We start from the raw sequence: 26,115 nt of genomic DNA, 5'->3' as shown, positions 1-26,115 counted from the left end.
ACGGCCACTGGGTATATCCGCATCACGTAACCGCAGTTACGGGCTTGTAATTAATGCGAGCCCGGCCGGTGACCAGATCAATAGATCCAGATTTCGCGCAGACTCCGCGCCCTCCCACTCGGATCCCGTCGCATCGCCACTACCGGGAGGGCGCGGGCACGCGTGTCTCGGCATGGTACGTACCCTAAGGCGCGTGCTCGCTGTGGGATTCGATCTGGACATGACCCTTGCCGACACCCGTACGGGGATCGCCGCGGCCTTCGAGAGGCTGTCGGCGGAGACCGGGGTGCCCATCGACACGGCCGCCGTGACCTCGCGCCTCGGCCCGCCGCTGGAGACCGAACTCGCCTACTGGTTCCCGCCCGAGGACGTCACGGAGGTGGCCGCGCGGTACCGCGCCTTCTACGGCGAGGTCGCCGTGCCCCGTACGTCCCCCATGCCCGGTGCGAGCGCGGCCGTCGACGCCGTACGGGCCCGGGGCGGGCGCGTCATCGTCGTCACCGCCAAGAACCAGCGCGACGCCGAGGCGACCGTCCGGTTCCTCGGCCTGAACGTCAACGCCGTCGCCGGCGGGCTCTTCGGCACAGGGAAGGGCTCGGCGCTGAAGGAGTTCGGCGCGACGGCGTACGCCGGGGACCACGTCGCCGACATCGACGCCGCACGGGCGGCGGGCGCCCGCAGCGTCGCGATCGCCACAGGGCCGTACGATTCGGAGGCGCTGCGGGCCTACGGAGCCGATATCGTGTTGCCCGATTTGCGGCGATTCCCCGACACTTTGAACGAACTGATCAACCCTGGTTCCTCGTCGAGGCAATAGCCTTGATGTGACCCGCCCGGACAAGAGCTAGCAACGAGGTCCCCTGTGCCCACTGGCAAGGTCAAGTGGTACGACGCCGACAAGGGATTCGGCTTCCTCACCCGCGATGACGGTGGTGAGGTGTTCGTTCATTCCTCCGCGCTGCCCGGCGGTGTGACCTCGCTCAAACCCGGGCAGCGCGTCGAGTTCGGGGTCGTTGAGGGCCGCAAGGGGCAGCAGGCGCTGAGCGTCCGCACGCTCGACAACCCCCCGTCGGTGGTCAAGGGCAAGCGCAAGAAGCCCGACGAGATGGTGGAGATCGTCGAGGACCTCATCAAGCTCCTCGACGGCATCTCCACCACTTACCGCCGGGGCAAGCACCCCGAGGGCAAGATCGCCAAGAAGATCGGCGAGGTCCTGCGCGCGGTCGCGGACGACCTCGATCCGCAGTAGTCACGCGGTCGTGTCGGCGACGCTCGGCTCGCCCTCGGTGGCGCGCTCGCGGCGTCGTACGGCACGGCGGCTCCTGGACCGGGATGCCAGCGTGAGCAGGGACAGCGCGAGCGCGCCCGCCACCGCGGCGAGGGCGAGGTGGCCGTTCGAGGCGACGATGGACATGCCGAGCCCGGTCAGCCCGCCGACCACCCAGACGAGCTGGTGCACCGTCTCCGTCACGGCGAACGTCGACGACCGGACCTCCTCGCCGATCTCCCGCTGCACGATCGCGTCCAGGCCGAGCTTGCCCAGCGACTGACCGAGCGCGCCGACGAACGCCACCACGAGCGCGGCGATGAGGCCGAAGAACGCCGCGCACACCGCCGCCGTCACCGTCGCGGTCGCCAGCGTGCCGAACACGATCGCGCGCGGCGCCCGCGCCTTGACGAGCGCGCCCAGGCCGGTTCCGGCCAAGCCGCCCGCGCCGGCGGAGGCCGCCAGCAGACCGAGCGCGACGTTGGGCGATACCGGCTGGACGAACCCCTTGGTCCGCAGCAGGAACGCCAGGTAGAGAATCAAGAACCCGGCGAACGCCCGAAGGGCCGCGTTGGCGAGCATCGCCTCCCCGACCACCGGCCCGACCCGCAGCAGGGTCCGCCAGCGGCCCCGGTCGCTCGTCCCGGCCTCCTCCGAGCCGTCATGCCGGGCGTCCGTGTCGGGCGTGTCGACGTGGGACGGCAGCCGCATGGCGGAGATCGCGCCGATCATGAAGACGACCGTCGCGACGCGCAGGGCCCAGCCGGCGTTCGTGACGGCGACCAACCCCGCCCCGAGCGGCGCCACGATCGACGCGGCGACCAGGCCGGAGAACGAAGCACGGGCGTTCGCGGTGACCAGGGCGAGGCCGTCGGGCAGCACCCGCGGCGTGACGGCGCTGCGCGACACCCCGAACGCCTTCGACAGCACGAGCGCCCCGAACGCCGCGGGCATCAGCGTCACCGGATCCTTGTGCAGGACCGCCCCGGCCATCCCCCAGCACAGCAGGCCGCGCGCCAGCATCGTGCCCGCGATCGCGATGCGCCGGGCGTGGCGCATGTGATCGAGCACCGGCCCGATCAGGGGCGCGACCAGCGCGAACGGCGCCATCGTCACCAAAAGGTAAAGGGCGACCTGGCCACGGGCCTGCTGAACGTCAAGGTTGAAGAACATCGTGCCCGCCAGCGCCACCGCGATCAGCGCGTCCCCGGCACTGTTCAGCGCGCCAAGCTCGATCAGGGCGCCCAGCCCGCTGCCGCCCGCGCCCCCGGCGTGCGTGGCCCGGCGGGTCGCCCGCCTGGCCTTCTGGGCCACCCCGCGCATCGATCGTCCCGTGGCGCGCGTGCGTGACCACAAACTCATGCCGTCAAGTCTGCCTCTTTGCGGCGAACCCATGCCCATTGATGAGCGACAATCGTGTATGTGAGTCCTGTGCGTTCCACCAGTCCGGCCGCCACCAGGCGGAGCCGTACCCCTGTGATCGACGCCATCGCCGCCGAGGCCGTCGATCTGGCACGCGCGGCGGCCGAGGATACATCCCGGCCAGAGTTCGTCGGCGAGCACCTCGGCATGCTCCCCGAGGCGGAACGGGTCGTCACCCACTACTTCGCCTGCCTCGACCCGGCCTACCGGGGCTGGCGCTGGGCCGTCTCGGTCGTCCGCGCCTCCCGCGCCAAACACGCCACCGTCAGCGAGAGCGTGCTGCTGCCCGGCGAGGACGCCATGCTCTCTCCCGAGTGGGTCCCGTGGAGCGACCGCCTGCGCCCCGGCGACCTCGGCCCCGGCGACCTGCTGCCGACACAGGCCGACGACCCGCGCCTGGCGCCCGGATTCACGAGTACGGAGGAGATCGACGTCGAGCTCGGCTGGGAGCTGGGCCTCGGCAAGGCCCGCGTGCTGTCCGCCGAGGGCCGCGACGACGCCGCCGGCCGGTGGTACGGCGGGGAGTCCGGCCCCGAGGCACCGGTCGCCCGCTCCGCGCCGGCGCAGTGCGCGACCTGCGGCTTCTTCGTGCCGCTCGCGGGCTCCCTGCGGCAGGTGTTCGGCGTGTGCGCCAACGAGTACGCCCCCGACGACGGCAAGGTCGTCTCCGTCGACCACGGCTGCGGCGCCCACTCCGAGGCCGTCGTGGCGCCCCCCTCGGCCGAGGTCGCACCGCCCATCGTCGACGAGATGGGCTACGACGTGGTGCCGTCGGCGACACTGACCGACGAAGAGGCCCTCGGCCACAGCTGACCGTCGCCCGGCAGGTCGGATGGGTGCAGGCGCGCGGGGTCGGCCCGCGCACCGCATTCCCGGCCGGTCGCCGCGCTTGACGCGGCGGCGGTGGGTTCGCGAGCGCGGCCGACCGGCCGCGCGCAGGGCGTCGGGAAGGTCCGGCAGCAGTGGAGAGGCACGAGATGGACGACCGGTTCGGCACTGCGGCGATCCGGGCCCGGGTGCTGGACGCCTGGGCGGCGTCGCCGGCCCGGTTCCGCGAGGACGCCAACGCCGAAGAAGATCACACACGGGGTGGCTACCGCGACCGGGTGATCGTCGAACTGGCGCAGAACGCCGCCGACGCGGCCGCCCGCGCCGGCGTTCCAGGCCGGATCCGGTTCACACTGCGCGACGGTGTGCTGAGCGCCGCCAACGTCGGCGCGCCGCTGGACGCCGCCGGGGTCGAGGCGCTGAGCACGCTGCGAGCCTCCGCCAAACGCGACGAGGCACACGCGGTCGGCCGGTTCGGCGTCGGGTTCGCCGCCGTCGTCGCGGTCAGCGACGACCCGTCCATCGCCTCCGGCGGTTCGGCGGTCACCTGGTCGGCCGAACGCACCCGCGAGGCCGTGGCGCGGATCCCCGGTGCCGCCGCCGAACTCGATCGGCGCGGCGGCCACGTGCCAGTCCTGCGCCTACCGTTCGCCGCGCCCGTCGAGCCGGCTTCGCAGGCCGCGTCCGCCGCGCCGGTTCTGGGGGCCGCGTCCGCCGGGCCGGGTCCGGAGGCGGCGCCTGCGGGGTCGGCTCAAGGGGCGGTGCCTGCCGGGTCGGCTTCGGAGGCGGTGTCCGCTGGGCCGGTTTCGGAAGGCCTGCCCGCCGGGTCGGCTTCGCAGGCCGCGTCCGCCGGGTCGGTTCCGGGGACGCCGTTCGGTGGGCCGGTTCCGAACGTCGCGCCCGGTGGGTCGGTTTCGGAGGGGGCGACTGCGGAGGCCACGCCCGCTGAGTCGGTTCCGGGAGCTGCGCCGGCCGGGTCGACTCCGGATGCGGCGCCCGCTGCGGTTCCGGCGGGGTATGACACGCTCGTCCGCCTGCCGTTGCGCGACGCGGACGCGGAGACGCTGGTCCGGCGGCTGCTCGCCGAGACAGGCCCGGCCCTGCTCCTGTCCCTGCCCGCCCTCGCCGAGATCGCCATCGAGGTCGACGGCGAGGTACGTACGCTGCGCGCGACCTGGGACCCGCCGGCCGAAGGGGCCGCGACCGGTTCGGTCACCGTGAACGGCACGACCTGGCGCACCGCCGAGGCCCACGGTGAGATCGCGCCGGACCTGCTGGCGGACCGGCCGGTCGAGGAGCGCCCCTACTGGCAGGTGCGCTGGGCCGTCGCCGACGAACCGCTGCCCGACGACGTGCCGGCCGTGATCCACGCGCCGACGCCGAGCGACGAGCCGCTCGGCCTGCCCGCGCTGCTCATCGCATCGTTCCCGCTCGCCCCCGACCGGCGGCACGTCGCCCCCGGACCGCTGACCGAATTCCTCATCGAGCGGGCGGCCGAAGCGTACACCGCGCTGCTGCCGCCGGATCCGCGCCTCCTCGACCTGGTGCCCGGCCCGGTCGCCAAGGGTGAACTGGACGCCCGGCTCCGCCGCGCGATCCTCGCCCGCCTCCCCGACCTACCGCTCCTGCCGACCGTCCCCGAGACCCGCGGACCGGACCTCGGCGAGGACGCCGCCGAGGCGGACCCTGCCCGCTCCGGGACCGAGCCGGACATCGCCCGGACCGACGGCGAGACGTCCGTTGCCGGCTCCGGGTACGAGGCGGGGCCTGCGGCCGAGGCGGGGCCTGTGCCATCTGGGTACGAGGCGGGGCCTGCCTGGTCCGGGGGTGAAGCGGGACCCGCGCCCTTCGGGGCTGAGGCACGACCCGTGCGGCCTGAGGACGAGGCGGGGCTCGCTCAGTCCGGGGCCGAGGCGGGGCCTGTGCCGTCTGGATACGAAGCGGGGCCTGCGCGCTTCACGGGTGAGGGGCACCTTGCCCGTTCCGGGGGCGGAGCTTATCTCGGCCGGGCCAGGGGTGATGCGGGGTCTGCGCGGGCCGGTGGCGAGGCGTCTGCGGCGGGGGACCTGCCGTGGACGGACGAGCCGGTTCGGGTTCGGGGGCGGGATGCCGTCGTCGTGGACGGTCCGGGGGCGCTCACGGGTGTGCTCGCGGAGGTCGTTCCCGGGCTGCTGCCCGCCGGCTGGCGGCCCGCCATCCGGCCCTGGCCGCGCTCGGCGTCCGCCGCCTCAGCATCGCCGACGTCGCCGACGTACTCGCCGGGCTGGACCGCGAGCCCGCGTGGTGGCGGCGCCTGTACGCCGCGCTGGACGGCGCCGATCGTGACGCGCTCGCCGGGTTGCCGGTGCCCCTCGCCGACGGACGCACCGTGCGCGGTCCGCGTGGCCTGCTCGTCACCGACCCCGAGGGGCTCGACGCCCTCGGCCTGCGTGTCGTCCATCCGGAGGCCGCGCACCCGCTGCTGCTGCGGCTCGGTGCCATCGAGGCCGGGCCGCGCGCCGTCCTCACCGACCCGGCGACGCGTGGGGCGGTCGCCGCGTCGTACGACGAGGAGGACCCGGAACCGATCTGGCACGCCGTGCTCACCCTCGTCTCCCGCGCCCACGTGCGGCCGGGGGAGGAGCCGTGGCTGGCCGAGCTCGCGCTGCCCGGCGACGACGGCGAGCCGTACCCGGCCGGTGAGCTGCTGCTGCCGGACGCGCCGCTGGCGCTGGCCGAGGTGATGGTCGACGACGCGCCGTTCGGTGTCGTGGACGCCGGCCTGGTCGAGCGGTACGGCGCGGAGGTGCTCGAGGCCGCCGGCGTGCTGCGGACGTTCGCGCTCGTCCGGGGCGAGGACGCTATCGAGCCGGAGTTCCACCTCGACGGCGAGGAGGAGTGGGCGGAGCAGTTCGACGCCGGGTACGTCATCCCGGAGTTCACGGCAGTGCGCGATCTGGAGTTCGTCGCAGACTGGCGGGAAGCGCTCCGCCTCCTGGCCGAGCCGGACCTTCGCGCCGCCGTCGTCGATCCCGTCCGCGTCGTGCTCGCCGACGGCCGCCACGTGGACGTCCCCTCGTACACCGCGTGGTGGCTGCGCCGGCACCCCGTCCTGGACGGCCGCCGGCCCGGGGAACTGTGCGTGGGCGAGGACCTGGCCGACCTGTACGACCCGGCCCCGGCGGATCTGGACCCGCGCGTCGCCGTGGCGCTCGGCGTGCGGACCACGGTCGACGCGCTGCTCGCCGAGCCCGACGGCCCGGCCGAGCTCCTCGACCGCCTCGCCGACCCGGCCCGTACGGTGTCCCACGAGCGGCTGCGGGACCTGTGGGCCGCGCTGGCCCGTACGGACCTGGACGTCGAGCCGCCGGACCACGTACGGGCCCTGGTGGACGGCGCGCCGGAGGTCGTCCCGGCCGAGGACGCCATCGTCGTCGACCGCCCCGACCTGCTGCCGCTGCTGCGCGGCCAGCCGCTGCTGTTCGTCCCGCCGCATGTGGCGGACGCGCTCGAGCTCTCCCTGGGCGGCGAGGAGGTCCCGGGCGTCGTGCAGTCGGCGGGCGAGGAGCGTCCGGTGCCCGCGGTGGCGCGGGCGGTCCTCGCCGAGGCGCCGGAGACGTACGTCCACCACGAGCGCCTTGTCGTGGACGGTCAGGAGGTCGCCTGGTGGTACGCCGACGGCACCGTCCACGCGAGCGGCCCGGCCGGCCTGGCCCGGGGCCTGGCGTGGGCGTGCGACCGCTGGCCGGACCGCCTGCTCACCGAGGCCGCCCTCCGCGACCCGGAGCACCTGCCGGACCTCCTCGCCGAGGACGACCTGGGCGCGTCTTCGGCTCTGTAGGGGCCTGTTCGGCCGAGAGAAATGGCTGGCAGGGCGAACCTTCTCCGTGCTTGCATGACCGCATGGTGTCCACCGACCGCTTGGTCGCTTTCGCGGCCATGTCCTTCCTGCTCATCGTGATTCCCGGCCCCAGCGTGCTCTTCGTGATCGGGCGGGCGCTGGCGCAGGGGCGTCGCGCCGCCCTGACCTCGGTCGTGGGGAACGCGCTCGGCGCCTACGTGCTCATCGTGGCCGTGGCATTGGGAATCGGGTCCATCGTGGAGCGTTCCGTCCTCGTCTTCACGGTGCTCAAGCTGGCGGGCGCCGCCTATCTGGTGTACCTCGGCGTCAAGGCGTGGCGGGCGCGTGGTTCGCTGCGGGCCGCGTTCACCGACGGCGGGCCGGCGCACGGCGGCCTGCGCACGCTCTGGGAAGGGTTCGTGGTCGGTGTGTCGAACCCCAAGACCATCGTGTTCTTCGCGGCCGTGCTGCCGCAGTTCGTCGACCGTGGTCAGGGGCATGTCGCGATCCAGATGCTCGTGCTCGGGCTGGTCTTCGACGCCATCGCGCTCACCTCGGACACCGTGTGGGGTCTGGTCGCGTCCACCGCGAGGAATTGGTTCGCCCGCTCACCGCAGCGCCTCGCCGCGGTCGGCGGGGCCGGTGGGCTCGCGATGATCGGCCTCGGCGTCGCCGTCGCCGCGACCGGGCGCAAGGACTGAGATATCGCTGCCCGACCCAGGCATCAGGAGCCGTCGGCGGTCAGGGCGTCGAGCCAGCGGATCAGGCGGTCGCCTTCGCGGGTCATGATGTCGGGGTCGCGCAGGGCGTTGGCCAGGAGCGACATGCCCTGGTAGGCGGCGACGAGCGTGACGGCGAGGTCGCCGGGGTCGAGGAGGCCGAGCGCGCGGAACTGGTGTTCCGCCCAGTCCAGCAGCACGCGGATGACGCGGCCCACCTCCCGGTCGAGGGTGCCGTCGGCGCGTTTGTCGAGTTCGGCGGCGAGAGTGCCGGTGGGGCAGCCGTAGCGGGCGGCGAGGTCGCGTTGGCTCACCCACGCGCCGACCAGGGCCTTGAGGCGGTCGAGGGGGTCGGGGAGCTTGTCGAGCTCGGCGGTGAGCTCGCCCAGGTTCCCCTCGTGTTCGGACAGGGCGGCCTGGACCAGCTCGTCCTTGGTCTTGAAGTAGTAGTACACGTTCCCGACGGGGACGTCGGCGGTCTTGGCGATGTCGGCGATCGTGGTGCGTTCGACCCCTTGCCGGTGGAGGACCTGAGCGGCCGCCGCCGTCAGTCGGCGGCGTTTGTCCGTGCCGCGCACCCGGGACTTCGTTGAGTCAGTCACCCAACTAACTATAGTCGGCCGCCCTGGGAGTCGTCTTCGACGGCGTCGACGCGCTGTTCCCGCAGTGCGGCACCACCGCGCACCGAACCAGGACTTGGGGCCCTTGTGGGCCGCTCTAAACCGGGACTTCCGGCCCTTGTCCCTCGTTGACGCAGCCCCGTAGGTTTCGGCTGTCCATTTCGTGAGATCTTCGGGGATCGCAGTTGACACGGACGATTGCGGCAAGGTGCGACGGGCTGCTCGTCGCGGCGCTGACCACCCGATGACCCGAGGTCGTCGGTGAAGCGCACGCCGGGGGCGGGTGGTGATCAGCCGCTCGACGGCGGTCGGCATGACCCCGTACCGGTGGCATGTCGGTGACGCACGCAACCCCGGCACCGGACGACGACTCGGCGGCGGACATTCGTGCCGACCCCGAAGGTGATCCGATCAGGGGCAGCCGGTTGCGCCTGCGCGCCGTCACCACGGCGGTGGGGTTGCAGTTCCGGGCCGCCCCGATCGGCGGGTGGCTGCTCCTGGGCGTGACGGCCGTCTCCGGCGTCGGCCCCGCCGTCATGGCGTGGCTCGGCAAGCTGATGTTCGACGAACTCGGGCGCGGCGCCCACGCCGACGCGGGGCGAGCGGTCACGTTGGGCGTGGCGATGGCGACGACCGGCGCGCTCCTCGCGGTCCTCACGCAGGTGAGCGGATTCCTCGACGAACTGGTCCGGCAGCGGCTCGTGGTGACGATCGAGCGCCGGCTGTTCGCCAAGGTCAACGAATTCCGGGGGCTGCGCCGGTTCGAGGACCCGGAGTTCCACGACCGGCTGCGGCTGGCCCAGCAGGCGTCCCAGGACGCGCCGCACAACATCACGACGTTCGGTCAGCAGGTCGTCCAGGCCGTCGCCTCGATCGGGGGCTTCCTCGGCGTGATGCTCGCGGTGTGGCCTCCGATGGCGGCACTGCTGCTCGCCTCGGGCCTCGCCGCGCTGATCTCACGGCTCGCGATCGCCCGCCGTCAGGTGGCGGTCTCCGAATCCGTGTCGGCCAAGTACCGGCGCCGGATGTTCTACCGTTCACTGCTCACCGAGCCTCGTGCGGCGAAGGAGATACGCCTCTTCGGACTGGGCGGCTTTCTCCACGGGCGGCTGGTGAACGCCATCTCCGGAGCCACGGAGGCGGAACTGGCGGTCGTGCGCCGCAGCACGTTGATCCAGTCCGGATTCGCCCTGCTCAACGGAGTGGTGACGGGCTTCGGCATCCTCGTGGTCGTCGTCGGAGCGGCTCACCAGCGCTTCACCGTCGGCGACGTCACACTGTTCATCGCCGCGGTGGCAGGCGTGCAGGGCGCGTTCACCGGTGTCGTCTTCCAGGCGGGGATGGCGGCCGAGGCGGTCCGGCTGTTCGACCACTACGTCGACCTGATGGCCGACGGCGACGACCTCGTGACGGGTCACGAGCCGGCACCGCCCCTGCGCGGGGGCTTGGAGCTCCGCGACGTGTGGTTCCGGTACGACCAGGACGGCCCGTGGGTGCTGCGCGGTGTCGACCTGACTCTTCCGGCGGGCTCGTCGCTGGGTCTGGTCGGCGTCAACGGCGCGGGCAAGAGCACCCTCGTCAAGCTGCTGTGCCGGCTCTACGACCCGGAGCGCGGGGCGATCCTGTGGGACGGCGTCGACCTGCGGGACATGGACGTCGACGCCCTGCGCCGCCGCGTCGGCGCGACGTTCCAGGACTACATGACCTATGACCTCACCGCGCACGAGAACATCGGCCTCGGCGACCTGCCGCACGCCGAGGACGGCGATCGCGTCCGTGCGGCGGCCCGGCTGGCCGGAATCGACGCCACGTTGCGACGCCTGCCGCACGGCTACGACACTCAGCTGAGCCGCGTCCACCTCGACGAAGAGGACGACAGTACGGGCGTGACGCTGTCCGGTGGGCAGTGGCAGCGGGTCGCCCTGGCCCGCTCGCTGATGCGCTCCGACGCGGACCTGCTGATCCTCGACGAGCCCAGCTCGGGACTGGACCCCGAGGCCGAGCACGAGATCCACCGTGCGCTCGCCGAGTACCGCGCCGGACGGACCAGCCTGCTCATCTCGCATCGGCTCGGCGCGCTACGTGACGCCGACCTCATCGCGGTTCTCCAGGACGGACGAGTGGCCGAACTCGGGAGCCACGACGACCTGATGGCTCTGGACGGCGGATACGCCAGGCTCTTCGGCCTTCAGGCCGCGGGTTACCAGCCTGCGGGCGCCGCTCGGCCCGCGCACGGCGCGAATAACCGGAACGAGGAGAGTCTGTGATGCCTTTCGAGAACACGGTCACCCGCCGGCCGTACGGTATGCCCGTCGTCGCCGGGGTGACGACGGTGCTCTGCGGTACCGCTGCCGTGATCGTCCTTCGATCGCTCCAGGCCCGGTTGGCGCTGGTCCGGGTGGTGGGCAGCAGCATGGCGCCCACCTTCGCCGACGGTGACCGTCTGCTGGTGCGCCGCACCGTACGACCTCGGCGCGGGGACGTGGTGGTCTTTCGCAATCCCGCCAAGAAGAGGGAGCCCGACCCGCCGTGGCTGGTGAAGCGTGTCTCGGCCGTTCCGGGAGACCAGGTGCCGGAGGAGGTGCTCGCCGCGGTCGGTGCGGCCCCCGGTGCGGTGGTGCCGCTCGACCGTCTCGTCGTACGTGGCGACGCGGAGCGGAGCCTGGATTCCCGGCAGTTGGGTTATATCTCCGCGGCCACAGTGCTGGGGACGGTGCTACGGCCCCTGTGAGGACCATCGCATTGATCGTGGAACGGAACAGGCGGCCCCCCATCGGCACGTGCTTTCCGGGGAGCCGCCCTCACAGCCGGTTTATCGGCTATCGCCGACTAGCAGCGGACGTCCTTCTTGCAAATGCCATTGCAGTCGTGGACGTACTTGTATCCGCCCTTGCAATAGCACTTTTCGCCGTGCTCCGGGACGCACGCGCCGGCCGACTGCTCCTTGAGGACCGCGCTCAGCAGCCTGTCGCTGACGGTGCCGAAGAAACGAGTCATCTGCAACCTCCTAAAAAGGTCGGGAAACGATTAGGTGCAATCTATGTCGTTTCGCGGACCAAGATCAAGTCTTGCGTACGAATTAATTTTGAGTTACCTATTGATGTGGCTGGTTGTTTTATTCGTTGCATTGATCGACAGCGGTCGGTAATTGATTTATCCAGTATTGTATTTTTGAAAGTCGCTCCCCTCGGAGAGTCACCCATGCCCTACGTAGTCGCGGCCCTGATCGTCCTCACTGTGGTCTGCCTGTTGAACCTCCTGCTGACGTTCGGCATCATCCGCCGGCTCCGTGGGCAGAGCGGCGGGCATCACGATTCGCCCGGTGACCTGACCCTGCCCGCGGGCGCGGTCGTACCGGAGTTCACCGCCACCACCACGGCCGGCGGCACGGTCTCGCGGTCGACCGTGAGCGGCGGCGTCATCGCGTTCTTCTCGCCCGGCTGCGGTGCCTGCGCAAAGCAGCTACCGCGCTTCACCGACCTCGCGCGCACGCTCGCTGGCGACGAGGACGTGCCCGTCCTCGCCGTACTCCACGGCACGATGGAGGAGACCCGGGATCAACTCGCCGCGCTGTCACCGGTCGTCGAGGTCGTCGTCGAAGAACCGGACGACCCCATCGGCAGCGCCTTCGCCGTGACCGGCTACCCGTCATTCGTGCTGATCGACGGGGACGGGAGGATCACGGCGACGACTTACACGCTGGACCGCCTCCCGCTCCCGGCCACGACCGTCTCCGCCGCGCGAGCCGAATAGGCGACAGCGGGACCGGCGCCGCTAGGAGCCGCGTCCCCAGGACCACAAGGCCTCCATGACTGGGGCCAGGGCCCGGCCCCGGTCCGTCAGCGTGTACGTCACGCGCGGCGGCCAGGCGGGGGTGCGGTGACGTTCGAGGACACCTGCCTCGGTCAGCTGCGCCAGCCGTTCGGAGAGCACTTTGTCCGACAGGCCCGTGAGAGCGGCTGCGAGCTGGGAATAGCTCAGCTCATCGGAGCTCAGGAACTCGCGGAGGATCAGCGGGGTCCAGCGCCCCCGGATCGCGGCGAGGGCGACCTCGACGGGACAGTTCGGGTCCGGCTCGGGCGTGGGGCCGGAACAGGCGTCCAACAGCCCGTGACCAACGCCTTGGTGAGTCACGAGTGCGCCTCCTAGCGTCCTGCCGGACAGTGCTCGGCGAAGAGTGAGGAACGGTCATGCGCGTACATCATCTCGACTGCGGATCCCTCCGTGTGATCGCGCCGGTCGGCGAGGAACTGCCGCCCGCGCGGGCGGTCTGCCACTGCCTGCTGATCGAGACGGACGCCGACGGCCTGGTCCTGGTGGACAGCGGCTTCGGCGGTGAGGACACGGTGAGTCCCCGCGAGAGGCTCGGCGCGGACTTCCTCGTCTTCGCCGAGCCGGTCCTCGACCCGGCCCAGTCCGCGGCCCGGCAGGTCGCCCGGCTGGGCTTCGAACCCGCGGACGTACGCCACATCGTGCTCACCCACCTGCACCGGGACCACACGGGCGGCCTCCCCGACTTCCCGCACGCCACGGTCCATCTGCACGAGGAGGAGTACCGGGCCGTCACCGATCCGGCCGCCGAGCACCATCGGGCGAGCGTCGAGCGCTTCATGCCGGCGCACCGAGCGCACGGCCCGCTCCTGACGCCGGCCCGGAGCCACCCGGGCGACTCCTGGCTGGGGATCGAGCACGTCGCCCGCCTGGACGGCCTGGCGGCGGAGATCCTGCTGGTGCCGCTCCCCGGACACACGCCGGGGCACAGCGGCGTGGCCGTACGGTCCGGCGACCGCTGGGCGCTCAACGCCGGAGACGCCTACTTCTACCACGGCGAACTCGAAGCGGACCCGCCCGTGCCCCACCCCGAGCTGGACCTGGTCCAGCAGACCGCCCAGGTCGATCCGGAGGCCCGGCTGGACGCCCTGCACCGGCTGCGCGCCCTGCACCGCGAACACGGCGACGAGGTCGACGTCTTCTGCGCCCACGACCCCTGGGAGTTCCAGAGACACGCCCTGTGAGGGGTGCGCGAACGACGGTGGGTCGGGTCGGCTGCTCGCCCACGCACTGCTGTCGCGAGGTACTCCCGCGTCAGCCGGTCGCGTGGTCGGCGGCGTGCCTTTCGGCGGCGGCTTCGCGGGCCCGCAGGAGGCGCGGGATGTACCAGCAGCCGAAGGCGCCCATCGCGAAGCCGACCACGCAGACCCAGCGCCACCAGTGGTCGCGGGCCGGGAGCGGGATGAGCAGGAGCACGATGAAAGCCACGGCGAACGCCCCCGCGCCGACGGCGGCGGTCAGGACGTCGTTGGTCTTGATCGGCTCCGTGACGTGACGTCGCTCGCGGCTCATGGAATCAGCGTAACCGGCCCAGGTGATCGGCGAAGTACGGGGCGGCGACGCCGTTTCGGGGTGGTCTGGGCGCCGGCCGGGACAGTGGTCTGGGCGCGGGCCGGGACATTCGCCGGTCCATGCAGGTCCCAGGGGTGTCGCGCGGGGATGGGGTGCGTTACCTTCCGGGACAAGTGCTCGCCGGAGGGTTCGTCGACGGCCGGGCTCGGTGATCGGTGGCACGCTGTGCCGTTCTCCGGGAGGAGGGTCAGAGTCGTACGCATTGCTAACGACCTTGCGGAATACGAGTCGCCCGCGTATCGTTAGCAAGAGTAATGACTCATGCTAAAGAACATGCCAACATCACAGACCAGAAGCCGTGCGGGCCTGGCAGCAGCCCTGCGCGTCTCCGTAAGCAGGCTGTCACGACGAATGCGCGCTCAGTCGGGGCAGTCCCTGAGCGTCACCCAGCTCGCCGCACTCGGCGCGGTCTCGCGGCACGCCGCGCTGACGCCGGGGGAGCTGGCGGAGCACGAGAAGGTACAACCCCCGTCGATGACACGGGTGATCGCCGCGCTGGAGGAGCGGGGCCTGCTGACACGCAGCCCGCATCCGACGGATCGGCGGCAGGTCATCCTGAGCGTGACGGAGGAGGGCGAGAAGCTCCTGAAGGAGGAGCGGCGCCGCAAGGAGGCGTGGCTGGCCCAGCGGCTGGCGGAGCTGACCCCGGAGGAACGGGAGATCCTGCGCCAGGCGGCACCGATCCTGGAGCGCCTCAGCAAGGTCTGAGCCTGTTCCGGTCGCTGCACAACCGCAACTACCGGCTGTTCGCGGCCGGTCAGGTCGTCTCCAACACCGGCACGTGGATGCAGCGGGTCGCGCAGGACTGGCTGGTCCTCGACCTCACCCACGGCAGCGGGGCGGCGCTCGGCATCACGACGGGCTTGCAGTTCCTGCCGCTGCTGCTGTTCGGCCTGTACGGCGGCGTGCTGGCCGACCGGTACCGCAAGCGACGCGTGCTCATGGTCACCCAGGCGGTGATGGGCGCGCTCGCGCTGGTGCTCGGCCTGCTCGCGGTCACCGGCAGCGCCCAGGTGTGGCACGTGTACGCGCTGGCCTTCGGCTTGGGTATCGCCACGGTGGTGGACAACCCGACCCGGCAGACGTTCGCGGTGGAGATGGTCGGGCGCGCCGACCTGTCCAACGCCATCGCCCTGAACAGCGCGATCTTCAACATGGCGCGAATCCTCGGCCCGGCGGTCGCCGGCGTGCTGATCGCCGCCATCGGCACCGCTCCGGTCTTCCTCGTCAACGCCGGATCCTTCGGCGCCGTGCTCCTCGGCCTCTACCTGATGCGCGAGGACGAGCTGCACCTCCGGGAGCCCGTCCCCCGGGCGAAGGGCCAGTTGCGCGAAGGGCTGCGGTACGTCCGGCAGCGCCGCGACCTGGTCATGGTGCTCACGCTCGTGCTGTTCGTCGCCGCGTTCGGCATGAACTTCCAGATGACGACCGCACTGATGAGCCGCCAGGTCTTCCACAGCGGCGCGTCCTCGTTCGGCCTCGCCTCGACCATGCTGGCCGTCGGCGCGCTGTCGGGTTCGCTGCTGGCCGCGCGCCGCAAGAACCTGAGGATGCGGCTGCTGTTCGCCGCCGCGATGGTCTTCGGCGTCCTGGAGATCGTGGCCGGCCTGATGCCGGACTACGTGTCCTTCGTCATACTGCTGGTGCCCACGGGCATCGCGCTGCTGACCTTCAACACGGCCGCCAACGCGGTCATGCAGCTGAGCGTGCCGTCGGAGATGCGCGGCCGGGTCATGGGCCTGTACATGCTCGTGTTCGCGGGCAGCTCCCCGATCGGCTCGCCGCTCATCGGCTGGCTGGCAGAGGTCTTCGGACCGCGGTCAAGCATGATCATCGGTGGCGTCGTATCCCTCGCGGCCGTCTTCGGGGTCGTCGCCGTCATGGCGCCGCGGCCCGCGCTCGACGCCGTACGGGTCGGCAGATTGAGGGAGCTTCTGGCCACGAGGTGAGAGGCCGGGCTTCGTGAGGTGAGAGGGCGGCCTTCGTGAGGCGAGATGAGAAGCTGGCCACTGTGAGGCTTTTCGTCGCGCTGCTGCCGCCGGAGACCGTGCTCGACGAGGTGGACGCCGCGTTCGCCCCGCACCGCGCCGCCCACCCGGACCTGCGCTGGACGCGCCGCGCGTCCTGGCATGTGACGCTGGCGTTCTACGGCGAGGTGGACGAGCAGATCGTGCCGCGCCTGCTGCCCCGGCTCGAACGCGCCGCCGGGCGGCATCCGCGGCGCGAGCTGGCGTTCGCGGGCGCGGGGGCCTTCCCCCGGCCCGCGTCGGCCCGGGTGCTGTGGACGGGGATGGAGACCGACCTGCGCCGCCTCGCCGACTCCTGCCTGGCCGCCGCACGCCGCGAGGGCGCCGACGCCGACGAGCACAAGCGCTTCCACCCGCATCTCACCGTCGCCCGCGCCCGCGACCCGGTCGACCTGCGACCGCTCGTCGAGGCGCTCAAGCCGTACGAGGGCAGCCCCTGGACGGCCGGTGAGATCCACCTCGTCCGCAGCCACCTCGGCCGCGAGGTCCGCTACGAGACCCTCCACTCGTGGCCGCTGGCCGAGCCCGGAGACGGGTGACGCATCCCCGTCCACCAAGCCGCGCCCTAGCCGTCGGTCGAGTCCGGTGACCGGTGGCGCCTCCCGTCCGCCGAGCCTCGGCTGGCTGTCGGTCGAGTCCGGTGACCGGTGGCGCATCCCGCCCACCGAGCCTCGGCCGGCCGTCGGCCGAGTCCGTGACACGCCCCGTCTACCAGGTCCCTCCTGGTCGTCGGACGTAGCCCGGCGACGCGTCCCATCCGCCGGCCACTCCCGCCCGCCGGTCGAGTCCGGTGGGCGGTGACGCATCCCCGCCCACCGGACCGGCGTTCGCCGCTCAGCCGCCCACGGCGTATGCGTGGATGATCGTCTGATCGGCAGAGTTCCCCGCGCCGTCGGTGACGGTGGCACGGAGGGACACGAATCCCGACGCGGGGGCCGGCACGCGGCGACCCAGCGGTCTCCCGATCGGGTGAGGGGAGTCTTGGTCCAGGTCTTCCCGTCATCGGTCGACGCGAAGACGGTCAGGGACTTCACGGACTTCTCCGCCGACCCGGGACCGTGCTCCACCCAGAGCGGGATCCGGGTCGTCGAGCCCGGCTTGGCGCGGTTCTGATCGTCCAGCCCCCGTGGCGCGTAGCGCACCGCCATCAACGGCAGCGCCCGTCTGCCGGACGTCTCCTCCGAGGAGAACACGTACTTGGCCGTGACCTGGCCGGACAGGTTCGTGTACGCCCCGGCGCTCCGCTCGGCGGAGACGTCCAACTCGTACTTCGCGGATCCGCTGGGGACGTCGGCGGTCAGCGGGTCCCAGATCGAACCCTGCTGGATCACCTTTCCGCCGCTGGAGAGGGTCACGGTGCCGTTCGCGTTCCCGTCCCAGCCGTAGTGATCGTCTCCGCCGGACTCGGAGAAGAAGTAGTCGCCCAGGCCATAGAAGATCGTGTTGCCGGTTCGTGTCCCGCAGGTCGCGGGATCGGGCGTACCGTCTGCCACGGTTTCGCACCGTGGCAGCGCCGGCCCCACCACCGCGGCGTTCCAGACCTCGCTCTGGCCGCCGGGCCGGTAGGCATGCGGATCCATGGTGGAAACGCCGTACAGGAACGGCCAGGAGGCGTCCGGCCGGTCGTAGTTGAAGTTCCGCCACCACCGGACATCGGGGTTGGCGGTGAGGTACTCGGTCGCCGTGAACGGCAGTGCGAACTTGTGTGACACGCCGAGTCCGGACCAGCCGTCCGGTAGGACCACCCCGATGCCGGTGAAGGCAGAGGTAGCGTTGTCCTGGGCGCGGTATTTCGTGGTGACGCGGGCCATGTCCGCGGTCTTGGCGGCGTAGATCGGGCTCTCCGGGATCTCGCCCTTCCGGTAGTCGGCCACCTCGTAGCGGAAGGGACTGGGGTTCTGGTCGGTCGCGTCCTTGGCGAAGAACGTCTGATGGGCGATGTAGGAGAGACCGCTCTCCTTCGCCGGAATGACGGAGACCGCCGAGGGCGGCAGGAACTGCTGGACCATGTCATAGTCGGCGTCGCCACGCTGGTAGCTGAAGCCGACCTCCCCGGAACCGGTGGCCTCGGCGGCCGGATTGTCGACCGTGATCTTCGGCTGGACGGCCTTGCGGACGTCCAGGATCGCCTCTCCGCCCTTGTCCGTGATCGATACGGGGATGTTCGCGAGAGTCCGGGCGTTGGGCTCCTGCGACGTCGGAGCCTCGAGTTGGCCGGTCACGTTGTAGTCGCCGACGGGGAAACGCCCGGTGGCGGTGCCTCCGCCCGTCCACAGGAACTCGTGGAAGGGCGTGTTCTGGCTGTGGAGGAGGAGCAGCGCCTCGGCCGGGTTCCCCGACCGGTCGAACGCCTTGACGGTCAGGTTCGCCGACTCCGGCTCGACGTACGCGCCGAGTACGGTGCGCACGGTGAGGTCACCCGACGTCGCCGTGAGGACGCCGCCGTACGCTCCCGTCTTCACCTCGTCCGGGTCGAGAGCGACCTTGACCTGCGCGGTCCCATGGGCCGGGAGCGTCACCGACGTGGCGTCCGGCTGGAACATCCCCTTCTGCGCGGCGCCACCCTCGTACGACGTCGCGTCGACCGCCAGTTCCAGGGTCACGGCCTTGTCGGAGTCGTTGGTGTACGTCACGGCCTGAGGTTCGGGCTTCTTGCCACTGGGCAGGTCGAACGACAGGCCGCCCGTGGACGCCGTCACCGGCTGGTCCACCGCACGTGCGACATCGACGCGCCCCGCCCCCTGCTGGTAGACCGTCGTCTTGGCACTGGGCTTGGCCGATCCCATCAGCGCGGCCTTGAGCTGCGAGCCGGTCCACGTGGGGTGCTGCTGCGCGAGGATGGCGGCGAGCCGGCCACGTGCGGGGTGGCCATCGACGTACCGGAAATCTCCCCGTAGGGCTCTTCGCCGCCCGCGTCGTCGACCGGGATGGCCGCCTTGATGTCCACGCCGGGCGCGGTGATGTCGGGTTTGACCGCGTAGTCGCCGACCCGGGGGCCGCGGCTGGAAAAATAGGCGAGGTCGTCGGAGCCGTCGACCGCGCCGACGGCCAGGGCCGCGTCCGCGGTCGCGGGGGAGGAGAGCATGCGGTCGCCTCTCAGCCCGTCGTTCCCCGCGGCGACGACGAACAGGGCGCCGGTCGAGGCCGTCAAGGAGTCGACCGCCTGCTCCAACGGATCGGCTCCCTGGAAGTCCTGGCCGCCGAGGCTCATGCTGACGATCTTCGCCTTGCCCGAGGCCCATTCCATGCCGGCGAGGATCCAGGAGTCCAGCCCCTCGCCGTCGTCATTGAGCACCTTGCCCATCACGACCTTGGCATCCGGAGCGACACCCTTGTACTTACCGCCCGAGGCGGCACCGCTGCCCGCGATCGTCGAGGTGACGTGCGTGCCGTGACCCAGATGGTCCTGGACGTCGTCGGGCCCGCCGTCGGTGAAGCCCCTGGCCTCCGTGACGACGTCCTTCAGGTCGGGGTGCTTCGTGTCGTACCCGGAGTCCAGGACGGCGACGGTCACGCCCTTGCCGGTCAGCCCCTTCGCCCAGGCGGTCGGCGCGCCGATCTGCGGCACGCTCTTGTCGAGCAGCGCCTTGCGCTTGCCGTCGAGCCAGAGCTTCGCGACGCCGCCGGCGAGTTGCGCGCCGGACCGCGCGCCCGCGAGGTCCTTCCAGAACGGAGTGGTCCTCGTCTTGGGCACCCGTACGACGTCGATCTTCGTCTTGGCGAACGACCGCGTGACCGAGGCGTCCTTCAGGGCCGTACGAGCGCTGCCGGGCCCGCGTTGGGCCAGCAGCGGCACGTCCTTCCGGTGGGCGTCGTCGTATCCCCACGCCACGAGCTGGGTCAGGTCGAACATCCGCTCGTCGACCCTGCCCGTGCCCACCAGACGCTGCGCGTCGGACGGGATCACGTACAGATGCCCGTCCAACCGCATCGTCGTGAAGCGGATGCGTTCCCGCCCGGCCCCACGGTCGATCTGCCGGAGAGACAGGGCACCGCGTTGCTCGCCCAGCGTGACCACATCGCCCGTGACGAGCGTGACCTTCTCCGTTCCGCTACGCGCGGAAGCGGCCGCGCCGGGCGCCGCCGCGGCGAACGCCGCGGGTACGCCTGTGGGCGCCATGATCAGCCAGCCGGTCAGACCGGCCGTCAGATGTCTCCATCGAGTTCGTCGTCGCACCTCGGCACCGCTTTCCGCCGGAGGTACGGTCGTGCCCGCCCGGGCGCGAGCACCTGGTCGGGCGGGCCACGGTCGCCACCGGCACTTTTCTGGACGATCGATCACTCGTTATCCGCCGATCGGCGCTGCCCGGTTGCCTCTTTTCGGGACGACTCCGACCCGATGCGACACGAGCGGCCGCCCTCGGCGCGTACGACCAACATCCGTGGGGTGGTGGCACGTGGCCGTGTCTGACCGTGGGGTGGTGGTGCGTGGGCGTGTCCGGTCGTGGGGTGGTGGTTCGTGGGCGTGTCCGGTCGTGGGGTGGTGGTTCGTGGGCGTGTCCGGCTGTGCGGTGGTGGTTCGTGGGCGTGTCCGGCTGTGCGGTGGTGGTTCGTGGGCGTGTCCGGCTGTGCGGTGGTGGTTCGTGGGCGTGTCCGGCCGTGCGGTGGTGGTACGCGGGCGTGTCCGGCGTGATGAAGACGAACGGCCCCGAGCTGTCGCCCGGGGCCGTTCACGATGATGGGTTACGCGTCGTCTCCGCCGTCACGCCGTCCACGGCGAGCCGGTGATGCGCTCGTAGAGCTCGATGTAGCGGGCGCGGGTGGCCGCGACGATGTCGTCCGGGATCGGCGGGCCCGGCGGCGTGCGGTCCCAGTCGGTGACCGTCGACGACCAGTCGCGGACGAACTGCTTGTCCAGTGAGTGCTGCGGACGGCCGGGCTCCCACGCGTCGGCGGGCCAGAACCGGGAGGAGTCCGAGGTCAGCAGCTCGTCGGCGAGGACCAGCGTGCCGTCCGGCGCCCGGCCGAACTCGAGCTTCGTGTCGGCGATGACGATGCCGCGCTCGGCGGCCAGCGCCGCCCCGCGACGGTAGATCTCCAGGGTCGCGTCGCGGAGGCGCTCGGCGGTCTCCGCGCCGATCTCCCGCGTGACCTCGTCGAAGGTGATGAACTCGTCGTGCCCGGTCGCCGCCTTGGTGGTCGGCGTGAACACCGGCTCCGGCAGCCGGGACGCCTCGACGAGGCCCGGCGGCAGCGGCACCCCGGAGACCGTCCCCTGCTTCTGGTACTCCTTCAGACCCAGGCCGGTGAGGTAGCCCCGGGCGATGAACTCGACCGGCAGCATCTCCAGGCGCCGGCAGCGGATCGCCCGCCCCGCCCACTCGGCCGGCACGTCGTCGGCGGAGATCACATGGTTGGGCATCACGTCGGCGAGCTGCTCGAACCACCACAGCGACAGCTGCGTGAGGATCTTGCCTTTGTCCGTGATCGGCGTCGGGAGCACGACGTCGTACACGCTCACCCGGTCCGTCGCGACGAGGATCAGATCGTCGCCGTCCGCGTAGACGTCGCGGACCTTGCCCGAATGCACCAGCTCCATGTGTTCTCGCAATCTCACGCCCACGGCCCCGCTCGGGCCTACTCACCGCTACCTGAGAACGTACCGGTCGCGCAGGTGAGCGTCCCGAGCGGGGATGGAGTGGCGCGCGGCGGGGACCGCGACGGAGCGGCGCGCCGCAGGGTCGCCACGGAGCGGGGTGTCGCGGGGGCGCCATGGAGTGGTGCATCGCGGGGGACGCCGGAGCCGAGCGGTCCGCATCGGATCCCGGCGTCGCGGCGGAGCGTCAGGCGGCGTGGCCGCCGTCGATGGCGAACGCGGCACCGGTGACGAAGCCGGCCTCGTCACCGGCGAGGTAGGCGACCATGCCGGCGATCTCGTCGGGCATGCCGTAACGGCCGACGGCGGTGAGCCTTCGCTGCTCGTCGGCGAACGGGCCGCCGTCCGCCGGGTTCATATCGGTGTCGACCGAACCGCAGTTCAGGACGTTCACCGTGATGCCGCGCCCGCCCAGCTCGCGCGCCAGGCCCTTCGTGAGGCCGAGCAGGGCGGACTTGCTCATGGTGTAGACGCTCAGCCCCGGAGCGTGCACGTGCGAGGTCAGTCCGCTGCCGATGCTGATGATCCGGCCGCCGTCGCCGAGATGCCGGACCGCCGCCTGCGACGCGAGGAACACGCTGCGTACGTTCACGGCCAGCGCCTGGTCGACCTCCTCCAGGGACAGGTCCTCGACCGGGCCGACGACACCGATGCCGGCGTTGTTCACCAGGATGTCGAGCCGGCCGAGGTCCGCCGCGACGCGGTCGACCGCGCCCACGACCGCCTGCGGGTCGGCCGCGTCGGCCTGGACGGCCATCCCACGCCGACCGGTCGCCTCGATCTTCGTGACCACCTGCTGGGCCTGCTCGTCGGAGTTCACGTACGTGATCGCGACGTCGGCGCCCTCGTGGGCCAGCCGGTAGGCGATCGCCGCGCCGATGCCGCGGCTGCCGCCGGTGACCAGAGCGACCTTGCCGTTAAGACGGGACATGCTCATTCTCATTTCTCAGTAGTGGAACGGGTCAGGGTGTCGTTGACGGCGGCGGTGTCCCAGTAGAAGGGCCGGAACTCGGTGATGAGGCCGTCCCGGACCGTGATCAGCTGGAGCACCGTCGTCTCGAGCGACCGGCCGGTGGCGCGCGCGGTCAGGCGTCCGTGGTTGGAGACGATGACGGTGTCGCCGTCCACCCACTGCCGGCGTTCGAGGAACTCCAGCGACCGCCAGGCCTCGCTCATCGCGGCCATGAACCGCTCGATACCGTCGTGACCACGCCACACGCCGCCGTACGGCAGCGTCGGCGCCTGGTGCATCACGACGCCGGGCGCGAGATGCGCCGCCATGCCGCCGAAGTCGGCGACGCCCGGCCCGCCCGCCGTGATGTAGGCGGCCTCCGCAGCGAAGAACGCGTCGAGCACGGTGAGGACGTCGTCGTGACCGCTCATCGGCATCCGGACCCTTTCTAATGACGTCGACGTCGCGGCCGGACACCCCCATGACGCACCGGTCCCGCGCCGTCGCCCCATGAACCCCACCCGGCCGGGATCGGTTGCACCCGACGCCCGAACTCGTCGAAGAGCGGGAGCGAAGCTCGGCGGGGGACGGGTTGCGGGGCTTGCGCGGAGTGGACGCGGGGCGCGTGGGGGACGGGTTGCGGGGCTTGCGCGGAGTGGAGGCGGGGCTCGCGGAGGACGGGATGCGGGGCTCGCGCGGAGCGGACATAGGGCCCGGCGGAGAACGGACGTAAGGCGCGGCGGAGGACGGGCGTAAAGCTTGGCGGAGGTGGCGTCACCGGCGGCGATGTGCCGCGAAGCGGCAGGTTCCGCGGCTTCTGCGCGCGCATTGCGTGTGTCCCGACGCCTGGGCGAAACGTGGACGGCACGCGGCGACGCGGTCTATCGTGATCAATGATCGGCCGGGGCCTGACGGGTCGCCGGTCGGGACAGGACGGGTCGGGCGGTCGGCGGGGGTGGGCGTGAAGAGCCGCACCTTGCTCCGGGGACGGCTGCTGACACTGCTGGCCGGATTCTTCGGCTTCGTCATGACCGCCGTCCTGGCGGCGATCCCGGGCACCGCCGTCGCCGACGTCATCCGCGTGGGCAGCGGCGAGACCGCCAACGCCGCCGGAACCGGTGGCTCAGCGGCGACCGTCGCCGCCCTCGACCGGAGCTCCGGGCGTTCCCGCGCGGCTCCGGCCGGCACCCCCCACGGGCCGCGCCGAGGCGTATCGGCGTTCGTCCGCGTGGTGGAGGCCGGTGCCTTCGCCGTTCCGAACGGGTCCGCCGCGGCGGACGCGATCGAGAGGGCGTCGTTCGGGACGGCGGCCGTCCACCCGGTCGCGGATCGCGCCCACGTCGGGCGTACGGCGCCCGTCCACTTGCTCGATCGTGCCTGGGCTGAGCGTACGGCGGCTGTCCACCTGCTCGCGGATCGCGCCTGCGCCGGGCGTACGGCGGCCGCCCTTGCGGTCGCGGATCGCGCCCACATCGGGCGTACGGTGGCCGTCGACCTGGTCGCGGATCGCACCGGTGCCGGGCGCGGGACCGTCGCGTCACGCTTCCTGGCCGGTGACGCGCCTGCGGCCGACCGGGCCGGTCCTGGCTCCGCCGTACCGGCGGCATCCCTGGATCACGTCCGGACGTCCCGGCGCGTGGCCGCCGTCGTCGCGGCGCACTCGGTGGCGCCGCCGGCCGTCTTCACCACCGCGGTCAGCCGCCGCGGGCCTCCCTCCCACACGGGTTCCTGACGTTCCCGTTCGTCGTCCGTGGCGTCCTCGTGAGCGCCGCGGCGTTCCCGTGTGGAGGCATGTCATCTCTCGTATCACCATTCGGCGGGCACATCCGGTGCTCGTCCGGTCACGCGCATTCTTGTACTCGAATCCGTCCGCCCGTCCTATCGGCCGTGAGACGACCGTTCCCCTCGGCCGCAGGACGGCCTTTCCCCTCGCCTGCGGGAAGGCCGTTCCCCTCGGCCGCGGGACAACTCTTCCCCTCGGCCGCGGGACAACTCTTCCCCTCGGCTGTGGGACGGCCCTTCCCTTCGGCCGCGGGACAACCCTTCCCTCCGGCTGTGGGACGGTCCTTTCCTCCGGCCGCGGGACGGCCGTTCGCCCCGGCTGCGGGACGGCGGTTCGCTGGGAGGGCGGATGCTGACCGCCCTCGTCCAGGCCTGCCGGACTCCTGATCTGCGCCGGAAACTGCTGTTCACGCTCGGCATCGTCGTCGTGTTCCGGCTCGGCCAGAACCTGCCCGCGCCGGGCGTCGACGTGTCGGCCGTCAAGGCGTGCGCGCAGGCCGCCGCCCACGGGGGCCGCGCCGACGTCTTCAGCATGATCAACCTGTTCAGCGGCGGAGCGCTGCTCAAGCTCTCGGTCATGGCGCTGGGCATCTACCCGTACGTCACGGCCAGCATCATCCTGCAGCTGCTGACGGTGGTGATCCCGCGTCTGGAGGCCCTCAAGAAGGAGGGGCAGGCCGGCACCACCAAGATCACTCAGTACACCCGCTACCTCACGGTCGCGCTGGCGATCCTCCAGGGCGCGACCGTCGTGGCGATGGCGGCGTCCGGCAACCTCTTCCCCGGCTGCGGGCAGCGGATCCTGGGCGACCCCGGGACGCTGACCGTCGTGACGATGGTGGCCTGCATGGTCGCCGGTACCGCCGTCATCATGTGGCTGGGCGAGCTGATCACCGAGCGGGGCATCGGCAACGGCATGTCCATCCTGATCTTCACGCAGGTGGTCGCGGTCTTCCCGACCGAGTTCTGGAACATCTACACCAGGAAGGGCGGGTTCATCTTCGCGCTGGTGACGGTGACGAGCCTCGCGGTGATGGCCGGCGTCGTCTTCGTCGAACAGGCGCAGCGACGCATTCCCGTGCAGTACGCCAAGCGGGTGGTCGGCCGGCGCGCGTACGGCGGTACGTCCACCTACATCCCGCTGAAGGTCAACCAGGCCGGAGTCATCCCGGCGATCTTCTCCTCATCGCTGCTGTCCGTTCCGGCGCTGGCGGCCGAGCTGTGGCCCCGGAACACCTTCCTCAACCGCACCCTGGCCCCGCTCACCCGGCAGGACGACCCCTGGCACATGGTCACCATGTTCGGGCTGATCGTCTTCTTCACCTACTTCTACGTCGCGATCACCTTCAACCCGACCGAGATCGCCGACAACATGAAGAAGTACGGCGGGTTCGTCCCCGGTATCCGCCCGGGGCGGCCCACCGCCGGGTATCTCGACTACGTGCTCACCCGGATCACCGCGCCCGGGGCCCTCTACCTGGGGCTGATCTCGCTCATCCCGATGGTCGCGCTGTCGCTGTTCGGCGCCACGCAGGACTTCCCGTTCGGCGGGACCAGCCTCCTGATCGTCGTCGGCGTCGCGCTGGACACCGTGAAGCAGATCGAGAGCCGGCTGCAGCAGCACAACTACGAAGGATTCCTGCGGTAGACACGATGCTCGGTGAAGGGGCCGTACGAGG

The 26,115-nt window shown here is 71.5% G+C and carries 27 protein-coding genes; 18 read left to right on the top strand and 9 right to left on the bottom strand.

The annotated features are described in order from the left end of the window. Positions 1-193: 193 nt before the first annotated feature. Positions 194-817 (top strand): HAD family hydrolase, encoded by a 624-nt coding sequence (locus ACYVF7_RS53405; protein ID WP_460355184.1) that lies wholly within the window; start codon positions 194-196, stop codon positions 815-817. A gap of 45 nt (positions 818-862) precedes the next feature. Further along, complete coding sequence (locus tag ACYVF7_RS53400; protein WP_360888983.1) at positions 863-1,249, top strand: cold-shock protein; 387 nt, start codon at positions 863-865, stop codon at positions 1,247-1,249. Here the strand turns inward: ACYVF7_RS53400 and ACYVF7_RS53395 are convergent, their stop codons facing one another. Beyond that, positions 1,250-2,629, bottom strand: a complete 1,380-nt coding sequence (locus ACYVF7_RS53395; protein WP_460355181.1) for an MFS transporter — start codon at positions 2,627-2,629, stop codon at positions 1,250-1,252. Positions 2,630-2,689: 60 nt separating this feature from the next. On the opposite strand from ACYVF7_RS53395, the gene ACYVF7_RS53390 reads away from it, so the two are divergent. From ACYVF7_RS53390 to ACYVF7_RS53375, 4 genes are all read left to right on the top strand, one after another. Then, positions 2,690-3,502, top strand: a complete 813-nt coding sequence (locus ACYVF7_RS53390; protein WP_460355179.1) for a DUF3027 domain-containing protein — start codon at positions 2,690-2,692, stop codon at positions 3,500-3,502. Positions 3,503-3,666: 164 nt separating this feature from the next. Continuing rightward, the gene (locus tag ACYVF7_RS53385) at positions 3,667-6,240 is read left to right on the top strand and encodes a sacsin N-terminal ATP-binding-like domain-containing protein (RefSeq protein WP_460358578.1); all 2,574 of its coding nucleotides are present in this window, start codon (positions 3,667-3,669) and stop codon (positions 6,238-6,240) included. Continuing rightward, a complete protein-coding gene (locus tag ACYVF7_RS53380; RefSeq protein ID WP_460355177.1) occupies positions 6,123-7,337 on the top strand; it encodes a hypothetical protein in 1,215 nt (404 codons plus the stop codon). Before ACYVF7_RS53385 ends, ACYVF7_RS53380 begins: the two co-directional genes overlap by 118 nt. A 62-nt stretch (positions 7,338-7,399) precedes the next feature. After that, positions 7,400-8,038: a LysE family translocator gene (locus ACYVF7_RS53375; RefSeq protein ID WP_460355175.1), complete on the top strand. Its 639-nt coding sequence runs from the start codon at positions 7,400-7,402 to the stop codon at positions 8,036-8,038. Positions 8,039-8,061: 23 nt separating this feature from the next. On the opposite strand, the gene ACYVF7_RS53370 is transcribed toward ACYVF7_RS53375, so the two are convergent. Continuing rightward, a complete protein-coding gene (locus ACYVF7_RS53370; RefSeq protein ID WP_460355173.1) occupies positions 8,062-8,658 on the bottom strand; it encodes a TetR/AcrR family transcriptional regulator in 597 nt (198 codons plus the stop codon). Between the two features lie 356 nt (positions 8,659-9,014). On the opposite strand from ACYVF7_RS53370, the gene ACYVF7_RS53365 reads away from it, so the two are divergent. Both ACYVF7_RS53365 and lepB read left to right on the top strand, forming a co-directional pair. Next, a complete protein-coding gene (locus ACYVF7_RS53365) occupies positions 9,015-10,943 on the top strand; it encodes an ABC transporter ATP-binding protein (RefSeq protein WP_460355171.1) in 1,929 nt (642 codons plus the stop codon). Beyond that, positions 10,943-11,407 (top strand): signal peptidase I, encoded by a 465-nt coding sequence (lepB, locus tag ACYVF7_RS53360; RefSeq protein WP_460355168.1) that lies wholly within the window; start codon positions 10,943-10,945, stop codon positions 11,405-11,407. Before ACYVF7_RS53365 ends, lepB begins: the two co-directional genes overlap by 1 nt. A 98-nt stretch (positions 11,408-11,505) precedes the next feature. Here the strand turns inward: lepB and ACYVF7_RS53355 are convergent, their stop codons facing one another. Then, positions 11,506-11,673 carry a hypothetical protein gene (locus ACYVF7_RS53355; RefSeq protein ID WP_460355165.1) on the bottom strand — a complete coding sequence of 56 codons (168 nt, stop codon included), beginning with the start codon at positions 11,671-11,673 and terminating at the stop codon, positions 11,506-11,508. Between the two features lie 204 nt (positions 11,674-11,877). Between ACYVF7_RS53355 and ACYVF7_RS53350 the strand changes: the two genes are divergently transcribed. Then, the gene (locus tag ACYVF7_RS53350) at positions 11,878-12,429 is read left to right on the top strand and encodes a TlpA family protein disulfide reductase (RefSeq protein WP_460355162.1); all 552 of its coding nucleotides are present in this window, start codon (positions 11,878-11,880) and stop codon (positions 12,427-12,429) included. Positions 12,430-12,450: 21 nt separating this feature from the next. Here ACYVF7_RS53350 and ACYVF7_RS53345 read toward each other — a convergent pair whose 3' ends face one another. Further along, positions 12,451-12,810 carry a winged helix-turn-helix transcriptional regulator gene (locus ACYVF7_RS53345; RefSeq protein ID WP_460355159.1) on the bottom strand — a complete coding sequence of 120 codons (360 nt, stop codon included), beginning with the start codon at positions 12,808-12,810 and terminating at the stop codon, positions 12,451-12,453. A gap of 56 nt (positions 12,811-12,866) precedes the next feature. Here ACYVF7_RS53345 and ACYVF7_RS53340 point away from each other — a divergent pair, with 56 nt between their 5' ends. After that, complete coding sequence (locus tag ACYVF7_RS53340) at positions 12,867-13,691, top strand: MBL fold metallo-hydrolase (RefSeq protein WP_460355157.1); 825 nt, start codon at positions 12,867-12,869, stop codon at positions 13,689-13,691. A 70-nt stretch (positions 13,692-13,761) separates the two neighbouring features. Here the strand turns inward: ACYVF7_RS53340 and ACYVF7_RS53335 are convergent, their stop codons facing one another. Continuing rightward, positions 13,762-14,019: a DUF2530 domain-containing protein gene (locus ACYVF7_RS53335; RefSeq protein WP_460355155.1), complete on the bottom strand. Its 258-nt coding sequence runs from the start codon at positions 14,017-14,019 to the stop codon at positions 13,762-13,764. A 333-nt stretch (positions 14,020-14,352) separates the two neighbouring features. On the opposite strand from ACYVF7_RS53335, the gene ACYVF7_RS53330 reads away from it, so the two are divergent. The 6 genes from ACYVF7_RS53330 to ACYVF7_RS53305 all read left to right on the top strand — a co-directional run bounded on the left by ACYVF7_RS53330 (position 14,353) and on the right by ACYVF7_RS53305 (position 18,746). Further along, positions 14,353-14,787 carry a MarR family winged helix-turn-helix transcriptional regulator gene (locus tag ACYVF7_RS53330; protein WP_460355152.1) on the top strand — a complete coding sequence of 145 codons (435 nt, stop codon included), beginning with the start codon at positions 14,353-14,355 and terminating at the stop codon, positions 14,785-14,787. Between the two features lie 2 nt (positions 14,788-14,789). Further along, complete coding sequence (locus ACYVF7_RS53325) at positions 14,790-16,028, top strand: MFS transporter (RefSeq protein ID WP_460358577.1); 1,239 nt, start codon at positions 14,790-14,792, stop codon at positions 16,026-16,028. A 35-nt stretch (positions 16,029-16,063) separates the two neighbouring features. Then, on the top strand, positions 16,064-16,645 hold the full coding sequence (gene thpR, locus ACYVF7_RS53320; protein ID WP_460355150.1) for an RNA 2',3'-cyclic phosphodiesterase: 582 nt from the start codon (positions 16,064-16,066) through the stop codon (positions 16,643-16,645). A 430-nt stretch (positions 16,646-17,075) separates the two neighbouring features. Then, on the top strand, positions 17,076-17,219 hold the full coding sequence (locus ACYVF7_RS53315) for a hypothetical protein (RefSeq protein WP_460355148.1): 144 nt from the start codon (positions 17,076-17,078) through the stop codon (positions 17,217-17,219). Between the two features lie 84 nt (positions 17,220-17,303). Further along, positions 17,304-17,492, top strand: coding sequence for a hypothetical protein (locus tag ACYVF7_RS53310; protein WP_460355146.1), 189 nt, complete (start codon positions 17,304-17,306; stop codon positions 17,490-17,492). Between the two features lie 864 nt (positions 17,493-18,356). Beyond that, a complete protein-coding gene (locus tag ACYVF7_RS53305) occupies positions 18,357-18,746 on the top strand; it encodes a hypothetical protein (protein ID WP_460355145.1) in 390 nt (129 codons plus the stop codon). Positions 18,747-18,891: 145 nt separating this feature from the next. On the opposite strand, the gene ACYVF7_RS53300 is transcribed toward ACYVF7_RS53305, so the two are convergent. The 4 genes from ACYVF7_RS53300 to ACYVF7_RS53285 all read right to left on the bottom strand — a co-directional run bounded on the left by ACYVF7_RS53300 (position 18,892) and on the right by ACYVF7_RS53285 (position 23,085). Beyond that, complete coding sequence (locus tag ACYVF7_RS53300; RefSeq protein WP_460355143.1) at positions 18,892-20,283, bottom strand: S8 family serine peptidase; 1,392 nt, start codon at positions 20,281-20,283, stop codon at positions 18,892-18,894. 525 nt (positions 20,284-20,808) lie between these two features. Beyond that, positions 20,809-21,645 carry a phosphoribosylaminoimidazolesuccinocarboxamide synthase gene (locus ACYVF7_RS53295; protein WP_460355141.1) on the bottom strand — a complete coding sequence of 279 codons (837 nt, stop codon included), beginning with the start codon at positions 21,643-21,645 and terminating at the stop codon, positions 20,809-20,811. Positions 21,646-21,889: 244 nt separating this feature from the next. Continuing rightward, entirely contained in the window at positions 21,890-22,633 is a 744-nt protein-coding gene (locus ACYVF7_RS53290) for a 3-oxoacyl-ACP reductase family protein (protein ID WP_460355138.1), read from the bottom strand. Between the two features lie 8 nt (positions 22,634-22,641). Further along, positions 22,642-23,085, bottom strand: coding sequence for a nuclear transport factor 2 family protein (locus tag ACYVF7_RS53285; RefSeq protein ID WP_460355137.1), 444 nt, complete (start codon positions 23,083-23,085; stop codon positions 22,642-22,644). A gap of 530 nt (positions 23,086-23,615) precedes the next feature. Between ACYVF7_RS53285 and ACYVF7_RS53280 the strand changes: the two genes are divergently transcribed. Both ACYVF7_RS53280 and secY read left to right on the top strand, forming a co-directional pair. Continuing rightward, entirely contained in the window at positions 23,616-24,386 is a 771-nt protein-coding gene (locus tag ACYVF7_RS53280) for a hypothetical protein (RefSeq protein ID WP_460355134.1), read from the top strand. 399 nt (positions 24,387-24,785) lie between these two features. Continuing rightward, complete coding sequence (gene secY / locus ACYVF7_RS53275) at positions 24,786-26,084, top strand: preprotein translocase subunit SecY (RefSeq protein ID WP_460355132.1); 1,299 nt, start codon at positions 24,786-24,788, stop codon at positions 26,082-26,084. Positions 26,085-26,115: the final 31 nt, after the last annotated feature.

The organism is Actinoallomurus acanthiterrae, from assembly GCF_054775715.1.
Note: the sequence above shows the minus strand (reverse complement) of the source record. Positions and strands in the feature narration are given on the sequence as shown.

Coding starts and splice junctions, on each gene's coding strand:
- ACYVF7_RS53395 (WP_460355181.1), bottom strand. CDS start 2,629: ATGAGTTTGTGGTCACGCACGCGCGCCACGGGACGATCGATGCGCGGG.
- ACYVF7_RS53385 (WP_460358578.1), top strand. CDS start 3,667: ATGGACGACCGGTTCGGCACTGCGGCGATCCGGGCCCGGGTGCTGGAC.
- ACYVF7_RS53375 (WP_460355175.1), top strand. CDS start 7,400: ATGGTGTCCACCGACCGCTTGGTCGCTTTCGCGGCCATGTCCTTCCTG.
- lepB (WP_460355168.1), top strand. CDS start 10,943: ATGCCTTTCGAGAACACGGTCACCCGCCGGCCGTACGGTATGCCCGTC.
- ACYVF7_RS53355 (WP_460355165.1), bottom strand. CDS start 11,673: ATGACTCGTTTCTTCGGCACCGTCAGCGACAGGCTGCTGAGCGCGGTC.
- ACYVF7_RS53350 (WP_460355162.1), top strand. CDS start 11,878: ATGCCCTACGTAGTCGCGGCCCTGATCGTCCTCACTGTGGTCTGCCTG.
- ACYVF7_RS53340 (WP_460355157.1), top strand. CDS start 12,867: ATGCGCGTACATCATCTCGACTGCGGATCCCTCCGTGTGATCGCGCCG.
- ACYVF7_RS53335 (WP_460355155.1), bottom strand. CDS start 14,019: ATGAGCCGCGAGCGACGTCACGTCACGGAGCCGATCAAGACCAACGAC.
- ACYVF7_RS53330 (WP_460355152.1), top strand. CDS start 14,353: ATGCCAACATCACAGACCAGAAGCCGTGCGGGCCTGGCAGCAGCCCTG.
- ACYVF7_RS53295 (WP_460355141.1), bottom strand. CDS start 21,645: ATGGAGCTGGTGCATTCGGGCAAGGTCCGCGACGTCTACGCGGACGGC.
- ACYVF7_RS53290 (WP_460355138.1), bottom strand. CDS start 22,633: ATGTCCCGTCTTAACGGCAAGGTCGCTCTGGTCACCGGCGGCAGCCGC.
- ACYVF7_RS53285 (WP_460355137.1), bottom strand. CDS start 23,085: ATGAGCGGTCACGACGACGTCCTCACCGTGCTCGACGCGTTCTTCGCT.
- secY (WP_460355132.1), top strand. CDS start 24,786: ATGCTGACCGCCCTCGTCCAGGCCTGCCGGACTCCTGATCTGCGCCGG.